At 61.3% G+C, this 24080-nt stretch carries 26 protein-coding genes and 1 riboswitch; of the genes, 6 read left to right on the plus strand and 20 right to left on the minus strand.

The genetic code is table 11. The features are described 5' to 3' along the window. Positions 1–124: 124 nt before the first annotated feature. Positions 125–1399, plus strand: a complete 1275-nt coding sequence (locus BFQ03_RS22635) for an OmpP1/FadL family transporter (protein ID WP_032857061.1) — start codon at positions 125–127, stop codon at positions 1397–1399. 65 nt (positions 1400–1464) lie between these two features. Here BFQ03_RS22635 and BFQ03_RS22640 read toward each other — a convergent pair whose 3' ends face one another. From BFQ03_RS22640 to cobO, 13 genes are all read right to left on the minus strand, one after another. Next, positions 1465–2016 (minus strand): glutathione peroxidase, encoded by a 552-nt coding sequence (locus BFQ03_RS22640; RefSeq protein WP_065944059.1) that lies wholly within the window; start codon positions 2014–2016, stop codon positions 1465–1467. A gap of 150 nt (positions 2017–2166) precedes the next feature. After that, positions 2167–3366, minus strand: a complete 1200-nt coding sequence (locus BFQ03_RS22645; RefSeq protein WP_175403915.1) for an MFS transporter — start codon at positions 3364–3366, stop codon at positions 2167–2169. Between the two features lie 62 nt (positions 3367–3428). Then, positions 3429–3833 carry a MarR family winged helix-turn-helix transcriptional regulator gene (locus BFQ03_RS22650; protein WP_032857058.1) on the minus strand — a complete coding sequence of 135 codons (405 nt, stop codon included), beginning with the start codon at positions 3831–3833 and terminating at the stop codon, positions 3429–3431. A 42-nt stretch (positions 3834–3875) separates the two neighbouring features. Further along, positions 3876–4604, minus strand: coding sequence for an adenosylcobinamide-GDP ribazoletransferase (locus BFQ03_RS22655; RefSeq protein ID WP_032857057.1), 729 nt, complete (start codon positions 4602–4604; stop codon positions 3876–3878). Next, positions 4605–5180 carry an alpha-ribazole phosphatase family protein gene (cobC, locus tag BFQ03_RS22660; RefSeq protein WP_032857056.1) on the minus strand — a complete coding sequence of 192 codons (576 nt, stop codon included), beginning with the start codon at positions 5178–5180 and terminating at the stop codon, positions 4605–4607. Continuing rightward, positions 5177–6232, minus strand: coding sequence for a nicotinate-nucleotide--dimethylbenzimidazole phosphoribosyltransferase (gene cobT / locus BFQ03_RS22665; RefSeq protein ID WP_032857055.1), 1056 nt, complete (start codon positions 6230–6232; stop codon positions 5177–5179). Before cobT ends, cobC begins: the two co-directional genes overlap by 4 nt. Then, positions 6229–6750 carry a bifunctional adenosylcobinamide kinase/adenosylcobinamide-phosphate guanylyltransferase gene (cobU, locus tag BFQ03_RS22670; RefSeq protein ID WP_032857054.1) on the minus strand — a complete coding sequence of 174 codons (522 nt, stop codon included), beginning with the start codon at positions 6748–6750 and terminating at the stop codon, positions 6229–6231. The genes cobT and cobU overlap by 4 nt, the downstream gene beginning before the upstream one ends. Before the next feature lie 10 nt (positions 6751–6760). Continuing rightward, positions 6761–8212 carry a cobyric acid synthase gene (locus BFQ03_RS22675; RefSeq protein ID WP_065944061.1) on the minus strand — a complete coding sequence of 484 codons (1452 nt, stop codon included), beginning with the start codon at positions 8210–8212 and terminating at the stop codon, positions 6761–6763. Continuing rightward, entirely contained in the window at positions 8209–9198 is a 990-nt protein-coding gene (cobD, locus tag BFQ03_RS22680) for a threonine-phosphate decarboxylase CobD (RefSeq protein WP_032857052.1), read from the minus strand. Before cobD ends, BFQ03_RS22675 begins: the two co-directional genes overlap by 4 nt. Further along, a complete protein-coding gene (gene cbiB, locus BFQ03_RS22685; RefSeq protein ID WP_065944062.1) occupies positions 9191–10099 on the minus strand; it encodes an adenosylcobinamide-phosphate synthase CbiB in 909 nt (302 codons plus the stop codon). Before cbiB ends, cobD begins: the two co-directional genes overlap by 8 nt. After that, a complete protein-coding gene (bluB, locus tag BFQ03_RS22690) occupies positions 10096–10746 on the minus strand; it encodes a 5,6-dimethylbenzimidazole synthase (protein ID WP_032857049.1) in 651 nt (216 codons plus the stop codon). The genes cbiB and bluB overlap by 4 nt, the downstream gene beginning before the upstream one ends. After that, positions 10743–12107, minus strand: a complete 1365-nt coding sequence (locus tag BFQ03_RS22695) for a cobyrinic acid a,c-diamide synthase CobB (protein WP_032857047.1) — start codon at positions 12105–12107, stop codon at positions 10743–10745. The genes bluB and BFQ03_RS22695 overlap by 4 nt, the downstream gene beginning before the upstream one ends. After that, positions 12104–12715 (minus strand): cob(I)yrinic acid a,c-diamide adenosyltransferase, encoded by a 612-nt coding sequence (cobO, locus tag BFQ03_RS22700; protein ID WP_032857045.1) that lies wholly within the window; start codon positions 12713–12715, stop codon positions 12104–12106. The genes BFQ03_RS22695 and cobO overlap by 4 nt, the downstream gene beginning before the upstream one ends. 79 nt (positions 12716–12794) lie before the next feature. Further along, positions 12795–13043: riboswitch (cobalamin riboswitch) on the minus strand. 99 nt (positions 13044–13142) lie between these two features. Here cobO and BFQ03_RS22705 point away from each other — a divergent pair. Continuing rightward, positions 13143–14456, plus strand: a complete 1314-nt coding sequence (locus BFQ03_RS22705; RefSeq protein WP_032857044.1) for a PQQ-dependent sugar dehydrogenase — start codon at positions 13143–13145, stop codon at positions 14454–14456. 76 nt (positions 14457–14532) lie between these two features. On the opposite strand, the gene BFQ03_RS22710 is transcribed toward BFQ03_RS22705, so the two are convergent. From BFQ03_RS22710 to BFQ03_RS22730, 5 genes are all read right to left on the minus strand, one after another. Next, positions 14533–15072: a C40 family peptidase gene (locus tag BFQ03_RS22710; RefSeq protein WP_032857043.1), complete on the minus strand. Its 540-nt coding sequence runs from the start codon at positions 15070–15072 to the stop codon at positions 14533–14535. 145 nt (positions 15073–15217) lie between these two features. Beyond that, complete coding sequence (locus tag BFQ03_RS22715; RefSeq protein WP_032857042.1) at positions 15218–15847, minus strand: C40 family peptidase; 630 nt, start codon at positions 15845–15847, stop codon at positions 15218–15220. A 213-nt stretch (positions 15848–16060) separates the two neighbouring features. Further along, positions 16061–16765 carry a DnaA regulatory inactivator Hda gene (gene hda / locus BFQ03_RS22720; protein ID WP_032857040.1) on the minus strand — a complete coding sequence of 235 codons (705 nt, stop codon included), beginning with the start codon at positions 16763–16765 and terminating at the stop codon, positions 16061–16063. A 215-nt stretch (positions 16766–16980) separates the two neighbouring features. Beyond that, positions 16981–18054, minus strand: a complete 1074-nt coding sequence (locus BFQ03_RS22725) for an AI-2E family transporter (protein ID WP_032857038.1) — start codon at positions 18052–18054, stop codon at positions 16981–16983. Between the two features lie 43 nt (positions 18055–18097). Then, positions 18098–19156, minus strand: coding sequence for a DUF2066 domain-containing protein (locus BFQ03_RS22730; RefSeq protein WP_065944063.1), 1059 nt, complete (start codon positions 19154–19156; stop codon positions 18098–18100). Between the two features lie 358 nt (positions 19157–19514). Between BFQ03_RS22730 and purM the strand changes: the two genes are divergently transcribed. The 4 genes from purM to BFQ03_RS22750 all read left to right on the plus strand — a co-directional run bounded on the left by purM (position 19515) and on the right by BFQ03_RS22750 (position 22419). After that, positions 19515–20573: a phosphoribosylformylglycinamidine cyclo-ligase gene (gene purM / locus BFQ03_RS22735; protein ID WP_032857036.1), complete on the plus strand. Its 1059-nt coding sequence runs from the start codon at positions 19515–19517 to the stop codon at positions 20571–20573. After that, complete coding sequence (purN, locus tag BFQ03_RS22740; RefSeq protein WP_065944064.1) at positions 20573–21223, plus strand: phosphoribosylglycinamide formyltransferase; 651 nt, start codon at positions 20573–20575, stop codon at positions 21221–21223. The genes purM and purN overlap by 1 nt, the downstream gene beginning before the upstream one ends. 8 nt (positions 21224–21231) lie before the next feature. Next, positions 21232–21945, plus strand: coding sequence for a DUF3108 domain-containing protein (locus BFQ03_RS22745; protein WP_032857033.1), 714 nt, complete (start codon positions 21232–21234; stop codon positions 21943–21945). A 285-nt stretch (positions 21946–22230) separates the two neighbouring features. Then, positions 22231–22419 (plus strand): hypothetical protein, encoded by a 189-nt coding sequence (locus BFQ03_RS22750; protein ID WP_032857031.1) that lies wholly within the window; start codon positions 22231–22233, stop codon positions 22417–22419. Between the two features lie 132 nt (positions 22420–22551). Here the strand turns inward: BFQ03_RS22750 and BFQ03_RS22755 are convergent, their stop codons facing one another. Both BFQ03_RS22755 and mazG read right to left on the minus strand, forming a co-directional pair. Then, positions 22552–23097, minus strand: a complete 546-nt coding sequence (locus BFQ03_RS22755; protein WP_032857030.1) for a DUF2058 domain-containing protein — start codon at positions 23095–23097, stop codon at positions 22552–22554. Between the two features lie 25 nt (positions 23098–23122). Beyond that, a complete protein-coding gene (mazG, locus tag BFQ03_RS22760; RefSeq protein ID WP_065944065.1) occupies positions 23123–23956 on the minus strand; it encodes a nucleoside triphosphate pyrophosphohydrolase in 834 nt (277 codons plus the stop codon). Between the last annotated feature and the right edge of the window lie 124 nt (positions 23957–24080).

Below are 24080 nucleotides of genomic sequence, written 5' to 3' on the forward strand. Positions count from 1 at the left end.
CAAAATTCGGTAATTTTGGTCGGATTGTCCTACAAAACCGCTCTATCTCCTACATTACAGCCTATAGCGCTAAGTGAATTTTATTGTTACTTTCCGCAGCGGTGATCACCTAGGAGTTCTAATAATGAAAAAAGTAATGCTCAAGACCACACTTAGCCTCGCCGTTGCCATGGCCTCATCCCAACTGTTCGCAAGCGGCTTTGCCCTCAACGAACAAAGTGTCAGCGGGATGGGTACCGGTTTTGCGGGTCGTTCTTCTTCTGCCGATGATGCAAGTACTGTTTATGGCAACCCTGCCGGTATGGCTCGCCTGCAAGGCCAGCAAGTCACTGGCGGTGTTGCGGTGATTGACGCATCTACCGATATCAAAGATGTCAGCGGTCGTTCCCGCGGCACCAACAAAGGCGACATGGTCCCCTTCACGGCGGTACCGTTCGGTTTCTACACCAATAAACTCAATGACCAGTGGGCTGTCGGCTTTGGTGTGTATGCACCGTTCGGCCTGATTACCGACTACGAAAGCAAATATCAGGGCCGTGGCTTCGGCAGCAAGAGTGAAGTTCAAGTCATCACTTTCCAGCCGACTGTCAGCTACGCCTTCAACGATCGGGTTTCCGTCGGTTTTGGCCCAACTTTCAACCGCATTGCCGGCACCCTGGAATCTGAGCTGACCCTTAACCCGGCCGTTCCAGATACCAGGATCAAGATCAAGGGTGACGATACTGCCATTGGTTTCAACGCAGGCGTATTGGTCCAGGCGACCGACACCACCCGTGTTGGCCTGACGTACCACTCGAAGGTCAAGTACAAGCTTGAAGGCCACACCGAAGTCAACGCGCCTGCTGCGACCTCCGGCGCCCTGGCGACCGGTCGTTATGACGCTTCGCTGAAAATCGACACGCCTGAATCCTGGGATCTGTCGGTTACCCAGGACATGAACGATGCCTGGAAGCTGTATGCCGGTGCAACCTGGACGCGCTGGAGCCGTCTGAAGGACATCACCGTCAACAACAAAGGCGTGAGCACAGCCGGTGGCGGCCTCGCCCCTGGTCTTGTGGGCACCATCAAGGAAGACCAGAACTGGCACGACACCTGGGCTTATGCCGTGGGCACCTCGTACCAGTTGACCAAGCAGGTTGTATTGCGCACCGGCCTGACCTTCGACCAGTCGCCAACCAACAACACTGATCGTTCGCCACGTATCCCTACCGGCGACCGGACCATCTTCAGTGTTGGCCTGGGCTACGCGGTGATGGATAACATGACCATCGACCTGGCCTACTCCTACCTCAAGGAAGAAGAAGTCAGCGTCAACCGCTCCAACGCTCTGGCTAGCTACAACGCCAAGTACAAAAACAGCGCCAACGGTTTCGGCCTGGGCATGACGTACAAGTTCTGATTCAACGCTGCATGAAAAAGCCCCGCTCTCCTGCAAAGGAGGCGGGGCTTTTTAGTGGCTGATAGTCAGGGCTTGGAAGCCAGCGCCTGCTCCACAGCCTCGATCAGTTCCGGGCTGTCGGGTTTGGTCATACTGGAGAAGCTGGCAATCACCTTGCCCTGGCGATCCACCACGTACTTGTAGAAATTCCATTTCGGCGCGTTGCTCTGCTCGGCCAGCACCTTGAACAGATGCACGGCATCCGCGCCCCTGACTTTCTGTGGCTCGGTCATGGTGAAGGTCACGCCGTAGTTCACATAACAGACCTTGGCCGTCTCTTCGCCCGTCTTGGCTTCCTGCTTGAAGTCATCGGAAGGCACGCCAATCACTTCCAGGCCGTCGCCTTTGTAGCGCTGATACAGCGCCTCCAGGCCTTTGAACTGTGGGGCGAACCCACAAAAGCTGGCGGTGTTGACGATCACCAGAGGCTTGCCGGCAAAGCGCTGGCACAGGTCGATTGATTCCTTGGCGCGCAACTTCGGCAATTGGCCTTCGAGCAACGACGGGCAATCGGCGGCCATGGCCACACCGCCAAAAGCCACCATCAGGGCAGGTACTGCAAGCCAGCGCATCAACATGTTGGGTGTCCTTGGACAAAGTCAGACAAGCAACTTAACAGATCGCCATGCCCAGTTGCATCAACGCCAGCCCGCTGCGCTGCCAACCCCACCAGGCCAGCAGCAACAGCGTCAGCAGCCCCGCTGCGCCAATCCAGCCCCACGTCGAATTCATGCGACCCCCATCTGCGCCTGCAACCTTGCCACAGGCCGCTCACGCACTGGCCAGTTCAGGGCGGCCGCGACCAGGCTCAAGACGATCGCCACCTGCCAGATCAAATCGTAGTTGCCCGTTCGATCATAGACCACGCCCCCCAGCCAACCGCCGAGGAACGAACCCAACTGATGGAACAGGAACACAATCCCACCCAGCATCGACAGGTTTCTCACGCCAAACAAGGTTGCCACCGTACCGTTGGTCAGCGGTACCGTCGACAGCCACAAAAAGCCCATGGCCATGCCGAACAAGTAGGCACTGGTCTGCGTCACTGGCGCCCACAGAAACAGCACAATCACCACCGCCCGCAGCAAGTACAGTGCGGTGAGCAGACGCGGCTTGGACATCCGCCCGCCGAGCCAGCCTGCGGTGTAGGTACCGAAGATGTTGAACAGGCCGATCAGGGCCAGCACCGTGGTGCCAACGGTCGCCGGCAGATGCTGGTCTACCAGGTACGCCGGCAGGTGCACGCCGATAAAGACCACCTGGAATCCGCAGACAAAAAAGCCGAAGGCCAGCAACCAGAAACCGGAATGGGAACAGGCTTCATGCAGGGCCTCGCGCAAGGTTTGCTGGCCGGCCATCACTGGCAGCGGGCGGTCCTTGATCATCGTCACCAACGGCACGATCAACGCCACCAGCAGGCCCAGCACCAGCAAGGCGGCGGACCAGCCCAGCCAGCCAATCAGGCCCAGGGTGCCTGGCAACATGGCGAACTGGCCGAAAGAGCCGGCGGCACTGGCAATGCCCATGGCCATGCTGCGTTTTTCCGGGGCCACGGCACGCCCGACCACGCCAAGGATCACCGAGAACGAGGTGCCGGACAGGCCGATACCAATCAGCAAGCCCGCACTCAGGGACAGCGACCACGCCGAATCGGACAGGCCCATGAACACCAGGCCCAAGGCATACAGCACGCCACCGACCATCACCACTTTGGCCGCGCCAAACCGATCGGCCAGGGCCCCGGTAAACGGCTGTGCCAGGCCCCAGATCAGGTTTTGCAAGGCGATGGCAAAGGCAAAGGTTTCACGACCCCAACCGAACTCGCTGCTCATGGGCGACAGGAACAGGCCAAAGCCATGCCGCACACCCAGGGAAAGGGCCAGGATCAGCGCACTCCCGACAAGAATCCAGCCACTGGTACGCCACATCGAGGTCATTATTATTCTCCGCTTACGGGTATATACCCGCTTATAGTCGAACCTGCTCGCGTTTAAGCGAGTTCGTCCAGCAAGGCCAACAGGGTTTCGCGTTTTTGCGCCCCCAATTTATCGATCAACTTCTGCTGCGCCGCTTCCCAGGCCGGCAACGCCGCTGCCAGGCGCTCCTTACCCATGTTGGTCAACACCACCAGGCGATTGCGCAGATCATTACCTTCGACCAACCGCACCAGGCCTTCACCCTCCAGCACCCGCAAGTTACGCCCCAGGGTGCTGCGATCCAGGCCCATGGCATCGGCCAGGCTGGAAATGCTCGGCTGATCCAGGCGTTGCAGGTTACACAACAAGGAATACTGGGCGACGTTGATCCCGAAGCCATCGAGGGCGCCGTCATAGTGCCTGCTGACGCCACGGGCGGCACGACGCAGGTTGGTGCATAAACATTGGGAGGCAAGCATAGAACGTGTATATACCCGCGATTAAGGAAATGCAAGAAAGTGTTACAGGGCCAGGCCGATCAACACCGCCACTTCGAGCAGCTCCAGCAACGCGCCGGCCGTGTCGCCGGTGGTGCCGCCCAGCCGATTGATCATCACCTGGCGCAGCCCCATAAAGCAGATGGCTGCGAGCAGTACGGCGATCCCACCGCTGAAACCACCGATCAACACACAGGCCAGACCGGTAAGGATCAGTACTTGTTGCCCGACAATCCGCGGCAAATGGTCGGCCAACGACTGGCCCAGCCCCCCGGCGCGCACATAGCGAGTCGTGAGGAACAACGCCAGCAGCGAACCACGGCCGATCAAGGGCGCAAGAATCAATGCCGCGCCGTTGTGCTGCTCGATCAAGGCTACCAGGGCCGTGAACTTGAGCAGCAGCACCAAGCCAAGGGTGACCACGGCAATCGGGCCGCTGCGCGGGTCCTTCATGATGGTCAGGGTGCGCTCACGGTCGCCAAAGCCGCCCAGCCAGGCGTCGGCGCTGTCCGCCAGGCCATCCAGGTGCAGGCCGCCACTGAGCAGCACCCACGCCGTCAGCAGCAGCGCCGCGTGCAACAGCAACGGCGCGCCCATCAGTACGCTGTTCAAGCCCCACAGCAGTAGCCCGAACAGCAACCCTACCAGCGGATAAAACAGCAGCGAGCGCCCCAACTCCTGGGGTTGCGGCATGCCCGGCAGGCGAATCGGCAGGCTGCTGAGGAACTGCAAGGCGATCCAGAATGGCAGCATTCAGGCGCCCTCGCTCAATACGCCATCAGCCTCGACCCGCAGGCTGAACAGGCCACCGTGCCCCACCTCGACATTCAACAACTGCTCACGGGGCAAGCCACGGGCCTGGGCCAACAATAAACGCATGACACCACCATGGCTGATCAACAGCACCCGTTGCCCGGCATACCGCTGGTGCAGGCGTAGGACAGCGCCGCGCACGCGCAGGGAAAACGCTTCGACAGGCTCGCCATCTGGCGGCGTAAAGCTATACGGGTCAGCCCAGAACAGCCCCAGCGCCTCGGCGTCGGTTTCCATCAACTTCGCCGCGCTCTGCCCTTCCCAGGCACCGAAATGCAGCTCCTGCAGATCCGGCTCCAGGCTCACCGGCAAATCCAGCCGTGCGCCCAACGCTTCAGCGAAGCGCGCGCAGCGTTGCAGCGGCGAGCTGACCAGGCGATCCCACGGCCCTTGCGCCAGCACAGCCTGGCGCATCTGCTCCCAGCCGTTATCCGTCAGGGCATCATCCAGGCTGCCGCGCAAGCCGCCGCCCAGTTCGGTTTCGCCATGGCGCAGCAGGTCCAGGTGCAAGGTCATGCCGGGCGATCCGCCACAGCCGCCTCAGCAAACGTCGCCATCTGCCCGTGCAACGCACAGGCCAGGCGCAACAGCGGTACCGCCAACGCCGCACCACTGCCCTCGCCCAGACGCAGGCCCAGTTCCAACAGCGGCTCGGCGCCAAGGCTTTGCAGCACGTGGCGATGGCCCGGCTCAGCCCCGCGGTGGCCGAACAACAGCCATGGCCGGCAAGATGGATTCAGGCGTGTAGCGACCAGGGCCGCGACAGTGCAGATAAACCCATCGACCAGCACCACCACACCCGCCTGGGCGCAGGCCAGATAAGCCCCCACCAGGCTGGCGATCTCCAGGCCACCAAGATTGAACAGGGTCTGCAACGGGTCACCGCGCTGCCCGGCATGCAAGGCCAATGCGCGCTCGATCACCGCTACTTTATGGCTCACGCCCTGGGCATTCAGGCCGGTGCCCGGGCCGGTCAGGTCGCTGACCGGGCAATCGAGCAATGCACAGGCCAAAGCGCTGGCGGCGGTGGTGTTGCCGATGCCCATCTCGCCGCCAATAAACAGTTGCGCGCCAGCACTGATCGCCCGCTGCACGCTGTCACGCCCCGCCGCCAGGGCCAGACGGCCCTGCGCCTCGGTCATGGCCGCGCCCAGCACGAAGTTGGCCGTGCCTGGGGCGATATTCAGGTGACGCACGCCCGGCAGGTCCAGCGACGGTGTGACAGTGCCCAGATCCACCACTTCCAGACGTGCATCCAGTTGGCGCGCCAACACACTGATCGCCGCGCCGCCGCTGACGAAGTTGTGCAACATCTGCCCGGTGACTTCCTGGGGATAGGCCGAGACACCCTCTGCGACCACACCGTGATCACCGGCAAAGATGGCGATCCACACCTGCTCGACCGTCGGTTTGACCTGGCCCTGCAAGCCGGCCAGTTGCACCGCCAGCGCCTCCAGTTGCCCCAGGGAACCGGCGGGTTTGGTCAGTTGCTGCTGGCGGGCCAAGGCTTGTTCATGGGCCACGGCATCCAGCGCCTTGCAGGGTTCCAGCCACCAGGATTGGCTCATAACGCAGTACCTTTCAAAGTCAGGGGCAGGCCCGCAACGGTCAGCACCACACGCTGACACCGTTCGGCCAAGGCTTGATGCAGCCAACCGGCTTCATCCACATAACGGCGAGTCAATTCGCCCAGCGGCACGACACCCAGACCGGTCTCGTTGCTGACAAAAATGATTTCACCCGGCAGCGACGCCAGGCAGTCCAGCAGTTGTTCGCGCTCCATGCCCAGGCGCTGCGGATCGTCCAGCATCAGCAGGTTGGTGAGCCACAGGGTCAGGCAATCGACCAGCAGGCACTGGCCAGGGGCGGCGTGTTCGCGCAGGACCCGGGCCAGCTCAAGCGGTTCTTCGACCAGCCCCCAATGGCTCGGGCGACGCTCCCGGTGCAGGGCGACCCGCTGGTTCATTTCACCATCCAGGGGTTGGCTGGTGGCGATGTAGGTGACAGGCAGGGCGCTGTCGCTGGCGAGCTTTTCAGCCAGGCGACTCTTGCCGGAACGGGCACCGCCGAGGATCAATTGCAACATGGTCAATCCCTCAAATCCCACATAACTGGCGCAATAACCGGGTATCCAGATGCTGCTCCACCAGGTCCGCCAGACGCTCGATATCGCGCTCGCGCAAGCCGTGGTAATCGACTTCCTGCACATCCTGCAAACCGGCCCAGCGCAACAATGCACTGCACGCCGCTGGGGTTTCGAACAGACCGTGCAGATACGTGCCGAGGATTTGTCCGTCGTCACTCTGCGCGCCGTCACTGCGACCGTCATCCAATAGCACCGCCGGACGCTCCAGGGCCGTGCCACGGGTCACGCCCGCATGGATCTCATAACCACTGACCGGCGCCTCTTCCAGCGCCAGTCGGCCGCGCACATTGCGCAATTGCTTTTCGGCTTCCAGGGTGGTGCTGAAGGCCAGCAGGCCCAGGCCATCACTGGAGCCCTCGGGCCCTTCCAGGCCCAACGGGTCATGAACCTGCTCGCCGAGCATTTGCAGGCCACCGCAAATGCCCAGGACCTTGCCGCCATAGCGCAGGTGCCGGGCAATCGCGCTGTCCCAGCCGTTGGCGCGCAGGTAGGCCAAGTCGCTGCGCACGCTTTTCGAGCCGGGCAGGATAATCAGGTCTGCGGCAGGAATCGCCTGCCCCGGCCCGACAAATTGCAAGTCCACCTGGGGATGCAGGCGCAGCGGGTCGAAGTCGGTGTGATTGCTGATGCGCGGCAACACCGGCACCACCACCTTGAGCACCTGCGCCGCCTTGTCAGTCTGGCGCTGGTCGATGCCGTCCTCGGCCTCCAGGTGCAGGTCCATCACGTAGGGCAACACGCCGATTACCGGTTTGCCGGTGCGCGCCTCAAGCCAGTCGAGACCGGGTTGCAACAGCGCGATATCGCCGCGAAAGCGGTTGATCACAAAGCCCTTGACCCGCGCCTGCTCCGACGGCGACAGCAACTCCAACGTGCCCACCAGATGAGCGAACACCCCGCCGCGATTGATATCGGCAATCAGCAGCACCGGGCAATCCACCGCTTCGGCGAAGCCCATGTTGGCAATGTCATTGGCCCGCAGATTGATCTCGGCCGGCGAGCCCGCGCCTTCGACCATCACCACCGGGTAAGCGGCGCTCAAACGTGCATGGGAAGCGAGCACCGCTTGCATGGCGATGGCTTTGTAGTCGTGATAGGCCACGGCATTCATGCTGGTCACGGCACGGCCATGGATGATGACTTGTGAACCGGTGTCACTGTTGGGCTTGAGCAGCACCGGGTTCATATCAGTGTGCGGCGCCAGGTTGGCGGCCTGGGCCTGCACGGCCTGGGCGCGGCCAATCTCGCCACCTTCTGCCGTGACTGCGCTGTTGAGCGCCATGTTCTGCGGCTTGAAGGGCACCACGGGCACGCCCTGGCGCACCACCCAACGGCACAGCGCGGTCACCAGGGTGCTTTTGCCCGCATCGGAGGTGGTGCCTTGCACCATCAACGTACTCATGAGGCTTGCTTCCAGGCAGCCAGGGCTTGTTCAAGGCGCTGCCAATCGGCGTCAGTCCCGGGCAGGCCAAAACGCAGGCTGCTGTCGTGGACAAACAGGCGCAGCAGGATGCCGCGCTGGGCCATGAACTCATGCAACTGCTCGGCGCGATCGGCGATCAGCCACTGGAACAGCGCGCAGCCGCCCTGGGGGCGCAGGCCATACTGCTCCAGCAGGCTGAACAGCCGCTGGCTGGCTTCTTCGCAGCGCTGGCGCTGGTGGGTGTGGCCGGCGCTGTCGCGCAGGCAAACCTGGCCCAACTCCCGGGTCGGCCCGCTCACCGCCCATGGCCCGACCTGTTCGGCCAACAGCTTGAGCAGCTTGCGCTCGGCCAACACAAAGCCCAGGCGCACCCCCGCCAGGCCGAAAAACTTGCCGAACGAGCGCAACACAATCAACCCCACCTGATGGGCCTGGTTCGCCAGGCTCAACTGCGGGGTGTTGTCCATAAAGGCTTCATCCACCACCAGCCAGCCACCGCGCTGGGCCAGCCGTGCATGCCAGTCCAACAGGCGCTGGGGCGCAATACTCAAGCCCGTAGGGTTGTTGGGGTTGACCACCACCAACACGTCGAGGCTGTCGAGGAAGAAATCCACTTCCTGCTCCAGCACTTCGCGCACGATGTAACCGGCGCGACGCCAGGCTTCGGCATGCTCGGCATAGCACGGCGACAACACGCCGACCTTGCCCGCCCGACGCAAGCGCGGCAGCAACTGGATGGCCGCCTGGGAGCCCGGCACCGGCAACACCTGGGCTGCACCGTAGTAATCGCAGGCCGCCTGTTCCAGGCCGTCATCGGTTTCTGGCAAACGTGCCCAGGCCCGCAGTGAGATAGGCGGGATTGGCCAGGGCCAGGGCGCGAGGCCACTGGACAGGTCCAACCAGTCTTCCTGAGCGATGCCGTACTGCATCGCGGCTTTGCGCAGCCGCCCACCGTGTTCAAGCATAGAATTGCGCCCCTGCACACAGGATCAACACCCACAACCACACACCGCGCTGCACCAATTGCCAACCACGCTCGATGGAGTCGGCATCGGCCGGCGGCCCTTCGCCAAGGGGTGGACGCTGGTGCAACTCACCGTGATAAATCGCCGCCCCGCCCAACTCGACACCCAGCGCGCCAGCGCCCGCAGCCATCACCGGGCCGGCATTCGGGCTATCCCAGGTCGGGCCCTGGCGGCGCCAGCATTTGAGTGCCAGGCGTGTCTTGCCCAGCAGCGCGTAGGTCAGGGCGACCAGGCGCGCAGGAATGTAATTAAGCACGTCGTCAATCTTCGCCGCCGCCCAGCCGAAGCGTTCAAAGCGTTCGTTGCGATAGCCCCACATGGCATCCAGGGTATTGCTCAGACGGTACAGCACCACGCCGGGCACCCCGGCCACGACAAACCAGAACAGCGCGGCGAACACCGCGTCACTGCCGTTTTCCAGCACCGACTCAGTGGCGGCGCGCGCCACTTCAGTACTGTCCAGTTCGCTGGTCTGGCGGCTGACCAGGTAACTGACGCGCGTGCGCGCTTCGTCCAGGTCACCACTGCGCAGGGCCTGGGCCACCGGCAACACGTGTTCACACAGGCTGCGCATGCCCAGGGCCAGGTACAACGCGAGGATCTCGATTACCCAACCGAAGTAAGGCGCCCAGGACAACGCCGTGGCCAGCAACGTCAGCGGTATCACGGTGATAAACCAGGCGGTCACGCCATGGCTGCGCCAGCCACGCCCAGCGGAGTTGAAACGTTGCTCGATGCGCCCGGCAAAGTTGCCGAACGCCACCAGCGGATGCCAGCGCCTGGGTTCGCCCAGTAGCGCATCCAGCGCCACTGCAGCGACACTCAGCAAGGCCACACTCATTGATTCACTCCCCAATAATTCTCATACAGCATGTCACTCAGCGGACGCGGTTCGGTCCAGCCTTCGAGTTGCAACATCGGTGCCGGGTAGAACTGCGCTACCGGGCCCAGGCACAGCACGGCCAGTGGCTTGGCGCCGGGCGGCAGGCCCAGCAGGTCGGCCAGCTCCTGGGGTTCGAACAGCGACACCCAGCCCATGCCCAGGCCTTCGGCGCGGGAGGCCAGCCACAGATTCTGGATCGCGCAGGACAGCGAGGCCAGGTCCATTTCCGGCAAGGTGCGACGGCCAAAGATATGCCGCTCGCGATCATCCATCAGCGCCGCGACCAGCACCTCGGCGCAGTCGTTGATGCCTTCGACCTTGAGCTGCATGAAGTCGTCCGAGCGCTCGCCCAGGGCCGCCGCGGTGCGTATGCGCTCGGCTTCCACCAACTGCTGGATCTGGCCGCGCAGGGTGCGGTCGCTGATGCGGATAAAGCGCCAGGGCTGCATCAGGCCGACACTGGGGGCCTGGTGCGCAGCCTGCAGCAGGCGCTGGAGCAGTTCGGGGGCCACCGTGCCGCCGCTGAAGTGGCGCATGTCGCGGCGCTCGGCGATGGCGCGGTAGATGGCCTGGCGTTCAGCCTGGGGGAAGGCGTTGTCGGTCATGGCCCTATCGCGGGCAAGCCCGCTCCTACAGTTGCAATGCAATCGCCTGCGATGGAGGCCTCAGGGTCTGGCGCAAAAAGCGCAGCCACCGCAGCCGGGTTCGACGGGAAATAAAAGTGCACATAGGAGGCCGTCATCCGCCCCTGGCGATACACCGCCTCGGCACCGCGCCCGCCATTGGGGCTCAGGCCACGGGCAATCGGCTGCCATTGCGTGCTGGTCAGGGAATGATGATAGGTGTGGCCGCGCAGCACGCCTTCCGGCAATTCGACTGTTTGCAGGGCCAGGGCCGCCAGGCGTTTCTGCATGACTGCATCGCCCTGGAGCAACCCCAGCAGTTCAGCGCGGCACCCCTCGACATCGGTCAATGAGTCGAGCAGATAGAGCATGCCGCCGCATTCGGCCAGCAACGGCTTGCCGGCGGCGTGATGGGCACGGATCGCCTGCAACATCGCGGTGTTTTGCGACAACGCCTGGTGATGCAGTTCCGGGTAGCCACCCGGCAGATAGAGGCTGTCGGCGTCGGGTAACGCCTGGTCGTGGATCGGCGAGAAGAAGCGCAACTCAGCGCCCATCGCCCGCAGCACGTCGAGACTGGCACCATAGGTGAACGCGAAGGCTTCATCACGGGCCACGGCAATCCGCACCCCATCCAGCAAAGGTTCGGCCTCGATCAGCTCGGGGGCGGCGAACGCCACCGGTGGTGGCAGCGCTACCTCGCAACTGCTGGCCAGGGCCTCGGCGGCCGCATCCAGGCGCAGATCCAGATCATTCAACTCGCTGGCCTGCACCAGGCCCAGGTGGCGGCTGGGCAGCTCGATACCGGTCTCTCGGGACAACGCACCGTACCAGCGCAGGCCTTCGGTCAGGCTGCCTTCAAGCAATTGCGCGTGGCGCACGGTACCGACGCGGTTGGCCAATACCCCGGCGAACGGCAAGTCCACCTGATAACGCGCCAGCCCCAACGCCAGGGCGCCAAAGGTCTGGGCCATGGCGGTGCCGTCGATCACCGCCAGCACCGGCACACCAAAATGGCGGGCCAGGTCGGCGCTGGACGGCGTGCCGTCGAACAACCCCATCACGCCCTCGATCAGGATCAGGTCCGCCTCCCCCGCCGCTTCCCACAGCAGGCGGCGACTTTCCTGCTCGCCGACCATCCACATGTCCAATTGATAGACCGGCGCGCCGCTGGCGCGCTCATGAATCATCGGGTCGAGAAAGTCCGGGCCGCATTTGAATACCCGGACCTTACGCCCCAGGTTGCGGTGCAAACGGGCCAGGGCGGCGGTGACGGTGGTCTTGCCCTGGCCCGACGCCGGCGCGGCGATCAGGACGGCAGGGCAATGGCGCGGCTGATTCAAAGTTCGATGCCCTTCTGTGCCTTGATCCCGGCCTGGAACGCGTGCTTGAGCATGCCCATTTCGGTGACGGTGTCGGCCATTTCAATCAGTTCCGGCTTGGCGCCACGACCGGTGACCAGCACATGCTGCATCGGTGGGCGGGCTTGCAGGTCGCCCAGGACCTGGTCCAGGTCGAGATAACCATGCTTGAGTGCGATGTTCAGCTCATCCAGCACCACCAGGCCAATGGACGGATCCTGCAACATTTCCCGGGAGACTTTCCAGGCTGCTTCGGCGGCAGCGATATCGCGCTGGCGGTCCTGGGTTTCCCAGGTAAAGCCCTCGCCCATCACATGGAAACGTACCTGCTCGGGGAAACGCCGGAAGAACAGCTCTTCACCGGTGCTGTTACGGCCCTTGATGAACTGCACCACGCCGCATTGCATACCGTGCCCCATGGCACGGGCCAGCATGCCAAACGCCGAACTGCTCTTGCCTTTGCCATTGCCGGTCAATACCAGCAGCAATCCGCATTCATTCGGTGAATTGGCAATGCGCTCATCAATCACCGCTTTTTTGCGCAGCATGCGCGCCAGGTGGCGTTCGTCACGATCAGGGGAATCAGTCATGGCAGCTCTCCGTTGGGGCTGGACAAAAACGGCGGGCAGGAAAAGACAATCTACATGAAGCCAAGCATCGCCCACCGTGATGCTGTTGGATGAATCAGGCCGGTCTCCGGGCTCATGAGTGGTGCCCTGTTGAACAGGGCAGTCCGACGATGCGCCTTCCCATATCGCAGGCGATACAGTGGCAAAAGCAGCGTCTTGACTCATTTACCGTTGCGGGGGCAGCGCCGGGATCGTGGCCGCACTGTAGAAAAGTGCGCGCACTCACCGGCTTCCCTGTTTCACTCGGTCGACGCGCACGCCACAGAGCACCTGAAACAAGCGGCGAAGGTTAGTGGGTTGGGGGTACAGCGTCAATTAAAGCCGGCCACACACTTGAACCATCGCCACGCGCTGTACCTCTATGACTACAGGCATTGAGGAGAAAAACATGCACAAGACCCGACTCGCCCTACTGATCATGGTTGCAGGCGTACTCGCCGCCTGCGGGGAAAGCTCAACCTTGCAGGTCTCGGATGGCACCGGGCCTTCACCGAAACTGCCGGAACCGAACAAAACCCTGATCCCCACCGTCAACATCGCCCCGGCGGTTGGCTGGCCCGCAGGCGCCAAGCCAACCGCCGCAGCCGGCACCCAGGTCGCAGCCTTTGCAGAAGACCTGGATCACCCGCGCTGGCTGTATGTATTGCCCAATGGCGATGTACTGGTCGCCGAGACCAATGCACCGCCCAAGCCGGAGGATGGCAAGGGTATTCGCGGCTGGGTCATGGAGAAGGTCATGGGCCGCGCTGGCGCGGGTGTGCCCAGCCCGAACCGCATCACCCTGCTGCGCGATGCCGACCATGATGGCGTGGCAGAAACCCGCACGGTGTTCCTGGAAAACCTCAACTCGCCGTTTGGCATGACTCTGGTCGGCAACGATTTGTATGTCGCCGATTCGGACAAGCTACTGCGTTTTCCCTATCAACCAGGAGAAACCGCAATCAAGGCCCCAGGCACCAAGGTCGTGGACTTGCCGGGCGGCCCGCTCAACCACCACTGGACAAAAAATGTCATCGCCAGCAAAGACGGGAGCAAGTTGTATGTGAGCGTCGGCTCCAACAGCAACGTCGGCGAAAACGGCCTGGAGGCCGAACAGGGACGCGCCGCCATCTGGGAAGTCGACCGGGCCAGCGGCCAGCAGCGGATCTTCGCCTCCGGCCTGCGCAACCCCAATGGCATGGCCTGGGAGCCGCAAAGCGGCAAGCTGTGGACGGCGGTCAACGAGCGCGATGAAATCGGCAGCGACCTGGTGCCGGACTACATCACCTCGGTCAAGGATGGCGGCTTCTATGGCTGGCCGTTCAGCTACTACGGCCAGCATGTCGATGTGCGGGTCACACCACAGGACCCGGACCTGGTGGCCAAGGCGATTGCGCCAGACTATGCCGTCGGGCCGCATACCGCATCATTGGGCCTGACCTTCGCACAAGGCAACACGCTACCCGCGCAGTTCAGCAACGGCGCGTTCATCGGCCAGCATGGCTCGTGGAATCGCAAACCGCACAGTGGCTACAAGGTGATCTTTGTGCCATTCGAAGGCGGCAAGCCGAAGGGGCAACCGGTGGATGTGCTGACTGGGTTTCTCAACAGTGATGAGAAAGCCATGGGGCGGCCGGTGGGTGTGGTGATCGACCCGCAAGGTGGGTTGCTAGTGGCGGATGATGTGGGGAATAAGGTGTGGCGGGTGTGGGCCGCTAAATAGCAGGCCCCGACAACACCACAAAACCAATGTGGGAGCGGGCTTGCTCGCTCCCACATTTTTTTGATCGATGCAGGTCTTAAGGATTACGCGCCAGATGCTCGGCCGGCAGCACGCGCTTGGCGCTCAAATAGGCATTCTGCCAATAGGCCTTGGACAAGGTATCAAGCTTCACCGTGCCGCCGGTTTGTGGTGCATGGACGAAACGCCCTTCGCCCACATAGATGCCGGCATGGCTGACTTGCGAGCCGCCGCCCGTGGCAAAGAACAGCAGGTCGCCGGTTTGCAGCGCATCTTCACGCACGTCCTGGGCACGCATCACGATCAGCTCGCGAGTGGTGCGCGGCAGCGAGATGCCCGCCGCATCGCGGTAGACAAAACCAATCAGGCCACTGCAATCAAACCCTGAGTCCGGTGTATTGCCGCCCCAGCGATAAGGCGTGCCGACCAGGCCCAGGGCGCGAAACAGCACGTCTTCGGCAACCGGCGAAAAGTTCTGGGTGGTGTAGTTGAACACCGGCTTGGACTTGACGGCCACAGGCGCGGGTGGAGGACGACTTGCGCAGGCACTGAGCAGTGCGGCGCAAACGAGAAGAATTAGGCGGGCCGAGGTCGACATGGGCAGAACAATCCTGATCTGGATGCGGCTTTCGCTGCCGAACGCTGAAAACTAGACCGCGCAAGCAAAGCTTGCGCGGTCAGGTTCGCAACAATATCTCAGGATTCTAGCGCTTATGCGTCAAACTTCAAGTATCACTTTAACTTTACTTGCGAGCGGTAACGCTAGTAGGGGCCATGGCCAGGGCGCGCTTGGCTTCGATGAAGGTTTTGCTCCAGTAGCTGTCGCCCAATTTATCGACCCGTACCCCACCGCTGCGGCGGCTGCTGGAGTGGATGAACTGGTCATCACCCAGGTAGATACCGGCGTGGCTGACACGACCACGGCCATTGGTACTGAAGAAAAGCAGATCGCCAGGCTTGAGGTTGTTCCGTGCGACCAACGGTGCATCCACGTTGATCATTTCGCGAGTGGAACGCGGCAGGTTCATGCCAGCTTCTTCACGAAACAGGTAACCGATAAAGCCACTGCAGTCGAAACCGGCTTCAGAGGTACCGCCGAAACGGTAACGGGTACCGATCAGGGACATGCCGCGTTCGAGGATGCTATCAGCCAGCAAAGGCAGCTGATAAGGCTTGCTATCGGAGAGTTCGGCCAGTTCTTTTTCGGTTGCCACCTCTTCCTCATAAACAGAAGAAGACTGTGTTGCAACGAATTTGGCTTGGTGCTGTTGTTGTGGTTTTTGCTGCTCAGCCACTTGTTGAGGGTGGGTGGCGCAACCAAACAACAGGGTAACGAGTGCGAGAGGCACGAGGGGTGCGAAGCGATTTAGCATGGGCACGACCGTGGCTGATGTGTAAAGAAGCCGAGACTATGCCTTCTATGACATCGATTTGCAAATTCAATCGTGATCTATGTGACTTCTTGTTTGACCTATGTCATCTAAGCCCTTACACCCCATTTAAACCCTTTTGCGTGGCAAAACCGGCCAAAACGCAGGTTTTCTGGCGCCTGTAATTTGCCAGAGGCCCCGATTTCAAAGGGCTGGCTACCAGCCGAGGGTTTCTTTGAGGAAGGGAATGGTCAGCTTGCGCTGGGCCTGCAAGGAGGCCTGGTCGAGTTGTTCGAGCAAGTCGAACAGCGCGCTCATGCTGCGGGTACCACGGGTGAGGATGAAATGCCCGACTTCATCGGTCAAGTGCAAGCCACGGCGCGATGCTCGCAATTGCAAGGCGCGCAATTTGTCTTCGTCGGACAGTGGGCGCATCTGGAAAATCAGCGCCAGGGTCAGCCGCGACTTGAGGTCGGCCAGCTTGACCGGCAACTCCCGAGGCGAGGTTGATGCAGCAATCAGCAGGCGTCGGCCGCTGTCGCGCAGGCGGTTGAACAGATGGAACAGCGCCTCTTCCCAGTCCGCCCGACCGGCAACCGCTTGCAGGTCATCCAGGCACACCAGTTCGTATTGCTCAAGGTTGTCGAGGATACCGATGCCACGGTCCAGCAGTTCGGCCAATGGCAGGTAGACCGCCGGCTCGCCCATCTGCTCAAAGCGCAGGCAGGCAGCCTGCAACAGGTGGGTACGCCCCACGCCGTCCTTGCCCCAGAGGTAGATCAGGCTTTCCGTCCACCCGGCGTCGGCTTCGCAGAGCCGCTCGACATAGCCGAGTGCAGCGGCATTGGCGCCTGGGTAGTAATTGATGAAGGTAGCGTCGTCACGCAGACGCACACCTAGGGGCAGCTGAATCGGTTTCATGCTGACTGAACGGCTCCAATCGAACCGTTAGTGGCCTCTGTGAAAAGTTTGCAAAGTTTATACCCGTGACGCCGGGCGCACAATGCAACAGACCATAAGCAAAATCAAAGGTTTGCGTTAACTCATTGGATTTTTTGGAGATTGTTTGACGCGATGGCCAAATGCCAAGCCCCACAGACAACAAACCCGGCGTTTAGCCGGGTTTGTGTCGAGCCTTACAGCTGGGGGTCATCGGCGCCGGTATAGACGTCCGAATCCTTGTACACATCATGTACATGGCGCACCAACACCATGATCACTGCCGCCACCGGCAATGCCAGCAGGATGCCGGTAAAGCCGAACAGCTCGCCGCCAGCCAGGATCGCAAAGATCACAGCCACCGGATGTAGGCCAATACGGTCACCCACCAACAAAGGCGTCAGCACCATGCCTTCCAGGGCCTGACCGACCATGAATACCGCAACAATCCCCAGCATCGGGTACAAGTCGCCGCCAAACTGGAACAGGCCGGCCACCAGCGCTGCGCCAATACCGATGACGAAGCCCATGTACGGCACAATCGCCGCCAGGCCGGCAATCATGCCGATCAACAGGCCCAGCTCCAGGCCAATCGCCATCAGCCCGCCAGAATAGATAATGCCCAGCGCCACCATCACCAGCAATTGCCCACGGACAAAGGCGCCCAGCACCTCATGGCACTCTTCGGCCAGGGACACGATGCGTTCCTCGCTATCACGGGGCAGCAGGCTGCGGATCTTGGCGATCATGATGTCCCAGTCGCGCAGTAGGTAGAACGCCACCACCGGGATCAGCACGAGGTTGGTCAACCAGCCAATCAACGCCAGGCTCGACGCCGTGGCCTGACTGAGGATCACCCCGACAATATCGGTGGTCTGACCCATATGCTCGCTGATCGCAGCCTTGACCTTGTCGAACTTCCAGAAGCCATCGGCCAGGCCCAGCTTGGACTGCGCCCACGGCATCGCCGTGTGTTGCAGCCAGTCGAGCATCTGCGGCGCCAGTTCGTACAGGCGGATCAGTTGCTTGGCCAGCATCGGCACCAGCACCAACAGCAGCGCCATGACGATCAGGGTAAACAGCGCAAACACCGCCACCACGCCCCAGGTACGCGACAGGCCGGCCTTCTCCAGGCGATCCACTACCGGATCGAACAGATAGGCCAGCAGCAAGGCGACCAGGAACGGCGTCAGGATCGAATGCAGCAGGAACACAAAAACGCACAGCAGGACAATCCCGCCAAGCCACACCCAACGACGCGTATCCGCCATAAACCACTCCATCTTTCAGTTGCTTCTATATAAGGAAGATCATTTACCAACGAAAACGCAGTTGCGGCTCGGGCTCGGCCTGCGGCACGGGCGCAGGTTGTGCGCCTTCGGCCACGGGTTGCTGCACAGGGGGTGGCGCAAGCGCTTCACCCACTGGTACTTCCTGCAAATTCGCCAGGCTCAGTTGGCTGCGCAATTGCTCGCTGCTGCCATTGACCCGATAGACAATTCGGTCGCCATCCACCCGCTGCAACTGCGCACCAAACGGCTCCAGCAGATGGCCGAGGGCCGCGTAGCGCTCCAGGGTCATGCCTTGCACTTGCAGCAACTGCTCGCTGGAAACCCCGGCTTTTACGGCGAAACGCGGCGCAAGACGCTCACTGACCGCCAGCAGAACGGCATCGGCCAAGGCCGCAGTGTCCGCGCCTTGTACGGTGCCGCTCTCGGCCTTGTCGCCCAGCCACAGGCGCCATTTGGCTTGCCATTGGCCCGCCTCCTCACGGGCATGCACCGCCAGCAGCGCGTCGGCGCCGTAACGCTCGGAGGCCGAGCGCAGGGGCGCCGGATCTGCGCTTTCAAGATTAGGCGCGGTGGCAACGATCTGCTCATCGAGGTCGCCCAGCGGCAGGCGCAACGGCAAGCCACGGTGTTGCGCCGCACGACGCAGTGGCTCGGCAGCCGACTGGCCATCACCAACCAGGCTGCTGCCTTCAGTGGAATCGTTCAGCCACCAGCCGAGGATTGACGGGCGATTGCTGCCCCACAACGCCAGGCCGGCATCGCGCAACGCACGGTCGGTGCTGACCGGGTCAAAATCCACTTGCAGGCTTTCCGGTGGGCCGGCGTCGTAGCCGTACTGGCTGATGATCTGTTGCGGATCCTTGCGGATCGCCGCCAGGCCCGGGCCCTGGGCGGCCTTGGCGTCGCCGGTCAGGCGCATCACCAGGGTCTGCAAGGCGCGCTGGGTGGCTTGCTCGCGCTCCTGTGGCGCCTGGCTGCTGACCGGCTCCAGCACTTGATAGAGGCCATTGAGGGTTTCGGCATGACTCGCCAGGCTGACCAACGACAAACAGCCGACAAAAATGTATCTACTCAGACCCATGAAAAAAGATTCCCGAACGACAAAAAAGCGGCTGGAACAGACCGCGTGAAGAAGGTTAAGCAAGGCTGTGACCACAGCGACCGGCAAAACATTCACAAGGCCCCGGTAAGTTTTCGTACTGTCATAACGATAGCGGGTTAAAGGCTATACCTTAATACAGGCGATCGCGGTGCCGATTAAGGTTTTTTTAGCGCCATATGCCTCTGCCCGTCGGCCCGAGGATGGCCGCTGCCCCTCAAGCCTGATAAAATCGCGCGCCTTCGCAGACCGTCAACGGTTGGGCGTCCTGAAGTGTTCAACTTCCGTACCCCCACCGCATCGGTCGTTACCCCTGAATCCCCCCCTAAAGGCCTGGATCATGAGCAAGCAACCCTCCCTGAGCTACAAGGACGCCGGTGTAGACATCGACGCCGGTGAAGCATTGGTCGAACGCATCAAGAGCGTCGCCAAGCGCACTGCGCGCCCCGAAGTCATGGGCGGCCTGGGCGGTTTCGGCGCCCTCTGCGAGATCCCGGCCGGCTACAAGCAGCCTGTCCTGGTCTCCGGCACCGACGGCGTGGGCACCAAGCTGCGCCTGGCGCTGAACCTGAACAAGCATGACACCATCGGCATCGACCTGGTCGCCATGTGCGTCAACGACCTGGTGGTGTGCGGCGCCGAGCCGTTGTTTTTCCTCGACTACTACGCCACCGGCAAACTGAACGTGGAGACCGCGGCACAAGTGGTCACCGGTATCGGCGCTGGCTGCGAACTGTCGGGTTGCTCCCTGGTCGGCGGCGAAACCGCTGAAATGCCAGGCATGTACGAAGGCGAAGACTACGACCTGGCCGGCTTCTGCGTCGGCGTTGTAGAAAAAGCCGAGATCATCGACGGTTCCAAGGTTGCCGCTGGCGACGCCCTGCTGGCCCTGCCATCGTCCGGCCCGCATTCCAACGGCTACTCGCTGATCCGCAAGATCATCGAAGTGTCCGGCGCCGACATCGAGAACACCCAACTCGACGGCAAGCCTTTGACCGACCTGCTGATGGCCCCGACCCGCATCTACGTCAAGCCATTGCTCAAGCTGATCAAGGACACTGGCGCAGTCAAGGCCATGGCCCACATCACCGGTGGCGGCCTGCTGGACAACATCCCGCGCGTACTGCCAAAAGGCGCACAGGCCATTGTCGACGTGGCCAGCTGGCAGCGCCCGGCAGTCTTCGACTGGCTGCAAGAGAAAGGCAACGTCAACGAGACCGAGATGCACCGCGTGCTGAACTGCGGCGTGGGCATGGTCATCTGCGTGGCTCAAGAGCACGTGGAAACCGCGCTGAACGTACTGCGTGAAGCCGGCGAGCAGCCATGGGTGATCGGCCAGATCGCCACCGCTGCCGAAGGTGCTGCCCAGGTTGAACTGAAGAACCTCAAGGCTCACTGATGCCAGCAACCTGTGATGTCGTGGTGCTACTCTCCGGCACCGGCAGTAACTTGCAGGCCCTGATCGACAGCACGCGCGCCGGCGACAGCCCGGTGCGCATCGCTGCGGTGATCTCCAACCGCAGCGACGCCTACGGCCTGCAACGCGCCCAGGACGCGGGTATCGATACCCGCTCCCTGGATCACAAGGCGTTCGAAGGTCGCGAGGCCTTCGATGCAGCCTTGATCGAACTGATCGACGCCTTCAAGCCCAAGCTCGTGGTCCTCGCCGGCTTCATGCGCATTCTCAGCGCTGATTTCGTGCGTCATTACCAGGGGCGCCTGCTGAATATCCACCCTTCCCTGCTGCCCAAATACAAAGGGTTACACACCCACCAACGGGCCCTTGAGGCCGGCGATACGGAGCACGGCTGCAGCGTGCACTTTGTCACCGAGGAACTCGATGGCGGGCCACTGGTCGTACAGGCAGTAGTTCCGGTAGAGTCTGCGGACTCGGCGCAGAGCCTTGCGCAACGGGTTCACACCCAGGAACACAGGATTTACCCGCTGGCGGTTCGCTGGTTTGCCGAAAGACGCTTGGTGCTCGGTGAACAAGGTGCATTGTTGGACGGCCAGTTACTTGCGGCCAGCGGCCACTTGATTCGTACCTAGGAGATTTTATGCGTCGCGCCCTGCTCTTCGCTTTTGCTCTGCTTGCCCTGCCTACCGTGCACGCGGCAGATCTTCAGCCTTTCTCCGCCAGCTACACCGCCGACTGGAAGCAGTTGCCCATGAGCGGCCAGGCCTCCCGCAGCCTGGAAAGCACCGGCAACGGCGTCTGGAAGCTCAGTTTCAAGGCTTCGATGATGATCGCCAGCCTGACGGAAGAAAGCACCCTGACCCTGGACAAGGACACCCTGCTGCCCCAGTCCTACCACTTTGAACGCGGTGGCCTGGGCAAGGCCAAGAAGGCCGACCTGGACTTCGACTGGACCGCCAAGATGGTCACCGGCACTGATCGCGGCGACGCGGTCAAGATCCCGCTGAACCGTGGCATGGTCGATAAATCCACTTACCAGTTGGCCCTGCAACATGACGTGGCCGCTGGCAAGAAAACCATGAGCTACCAGGTGGTGGACGACGGCGAAGTCGAGACCTATGACTTCCGCGTACTGGGTACCGAGAAAGTCGATACCAAGGCCGGCAAGATCGACGCCATCAAGGTTGAGCGCGTGCGCGACCCGACGCAAAGCAAGCGCACCACCGTGATGTGGTTTGCCAAGGATTGGGACTACTTGCTGGTTCGCCTGCAACAAGTCGAAACCGACGGCAAGGAATACAACATCATGCTGTTGGACGGCACGGTCAATGGCAAGGTTGTGAAAGGCAGCTGATCGTTGGCTGATTGAAAGAGCCTCGCTGAACGCGGGGCTTTTTTTCGCCTGGCGTTTGTAGTGAGGCGACTAGTACAAGGCCAAAGCCTTACTCAAACATGAAACTTTTGTCATAAAACCCAGCCCCCTGCGACGTGATGTCGCGGTTTACGTGGCCTGGAGCATTGTTGCTTTTACTGCAATGAATTGTTGCACGCAAAGTCAGTTTACTTAGCAAGCTAACAAAATATATAACAAAAGCCTGCGACGCCTTGCCGCAGATCAACCAGAGACTGGAGCAAGCAGATGACTGTAAAAGTAACTGAACGCGACGATGCCCATATGTCCCATGAAGCCCTGGCCCACGGGATTCACATCTGGGATGTGCACCAACAAGACCTGCTGGTCGGCATGTTTCACAACGAGTGCGATGCTCATAATTATAAAAACGAGCTCGAAACCCTTGAGATGAGACGCCAGGCATCCAGCTCCTGAACAGCTGAAATCCTGTAGGAGCGAGCTTGCTCGCGAAAAACGCTAACGAAAACGCAGGCTACCTGGATAAACGCGTTGTCCTTGAGTTTCTCGCGAGCAAGCTCGCTCCTACAGTGAAGCCTTGTTACAGCCTTACCACATCAGATCGTCAGGGATCTGGTAGGCGGCGTATGGATCGTCCTCATCCGGCACTTGGGCCTCAGTGAGGATATTGAGCTGGACGATACGCTCAGGCGCGCGTTCCTGGATTTTCAGCGCAGCTTCGCGCGGGATCACTTCGTAACTACCGCCGTGATGGACAATCGCCAACGAGCCGTTACTCAGCTTGTTGCGCATCAAGGTATTGACCGACAGGCGTTTGACCTTCTTGTCATCGACGAAGTTGTAGTAGTCCTCGGTGGTCAACTTGGGCAGGCGCGAGGTCTCGATCAATTGCTTGACCTGCGCGGCACGGGCCTTGGCCTCGGCCTTTTCCTGCTGTTGACGGTTGAGTTCCTGGTCACGCTTGACCTTCTCGGCCTGCGCTTCCTGGGCCAGGCGTGCCTGGGTGTCGTCAGCCTCGGCCTGCCCCTTGTGGACCAGGCGCTGTTGTTTCTGCTTCTCTTTGCCGACCTGCTTGGCCTGCTTCTGGTTGACCAGACCTGCTTTAAGCAACTGGTCGCGAAGGGAAATGCTCATGGTGCTTACTCACTTAGGCAGCTATTCAACCGCAGCTGGACACATTCTTTTCCTGACGTTTGGCTTCGCCCCAGAGGGCGTCCAACTCTTCGAGGGTGCAATCTTCCATGGGACGGTGGGTGTCGCGCAATGCCTGTTCGATAAATCGGAATCGCCTTTCGAATTTGGCATTGGCACCGCGCAGGGCAGTTTCCGGGTCGACCTTGAGGTGCCGGGCCAGGTTGACCGCGGCAAACAGCAGGTCACCGACTTCATCGGCAATGGCTACTGGGTCGTTATCGGCCATGGCTTCGAGTACTTCATCGAGCTCTTCACGCACGTTATCCACCACGGGCAATGCCGCTGGCCAGTCGAAACCGACCTGGCTGGCGCGCTTTTGCAATTTGGCGGCACGGGACAGGGACGGCAAGGCACTGGGCACGTCATCGAGTAGGGACAGTTGCTCGGGGGCATCAGACTTTTCTGCGCGCTCCTCTGCCTTGATGGCTTCCCAGCGCTCCTTGACCTGCTCTTCGCTCAGCTTCGGGATATCCAGCGGCGCATACAGGTCGCCGCTAGGAAACACATGGGGATGCCGGCGAATCAGCTTGCGAGTGATGCTGTCGACAACCCCGGCGAATTCGAAGTGCCCTTCTTCCCGGGCCAGTTGGCTGTAATACACCACTTGGAACAACAGGTCGCCCAACTCGCCTTGCAGATGATCAAAATCCCCGCGCTCGATGGCATCGGCGACTTCGTAGGCTTCTTCCAGGGTGTGGGGCACGATGGTGGCGTAGGTTTGCTTGATGTCCCACGGGCAACCGTATTGCGGGTCGCGCAGGCGGTTCATCAGGTGTAGCAGGTCTTCAAGTGAATACATAGATCGCTCTATCCGCTCCCTGTAGGAGCGAGCTTGCTCGCGAGAAACTCAAGGACAACGCGTTTATCCAGATAGCCTGCGTTTTCGTTAACGTTTTTCGCGAGCAAGCTCGCTCCTACAGTCA

Origin of the sequence: Pseudomonas sp. 25 R 14 (assembly GCF_900004755.1) — a bacterium.
Classification (GTDB): Bacteria; Pseudomonadota; Gammaproteobacteria; order Pseudomonadales; family Pseudomonadaceae; genus Aquipseudomonas; species Aquipseudomonas brenneri.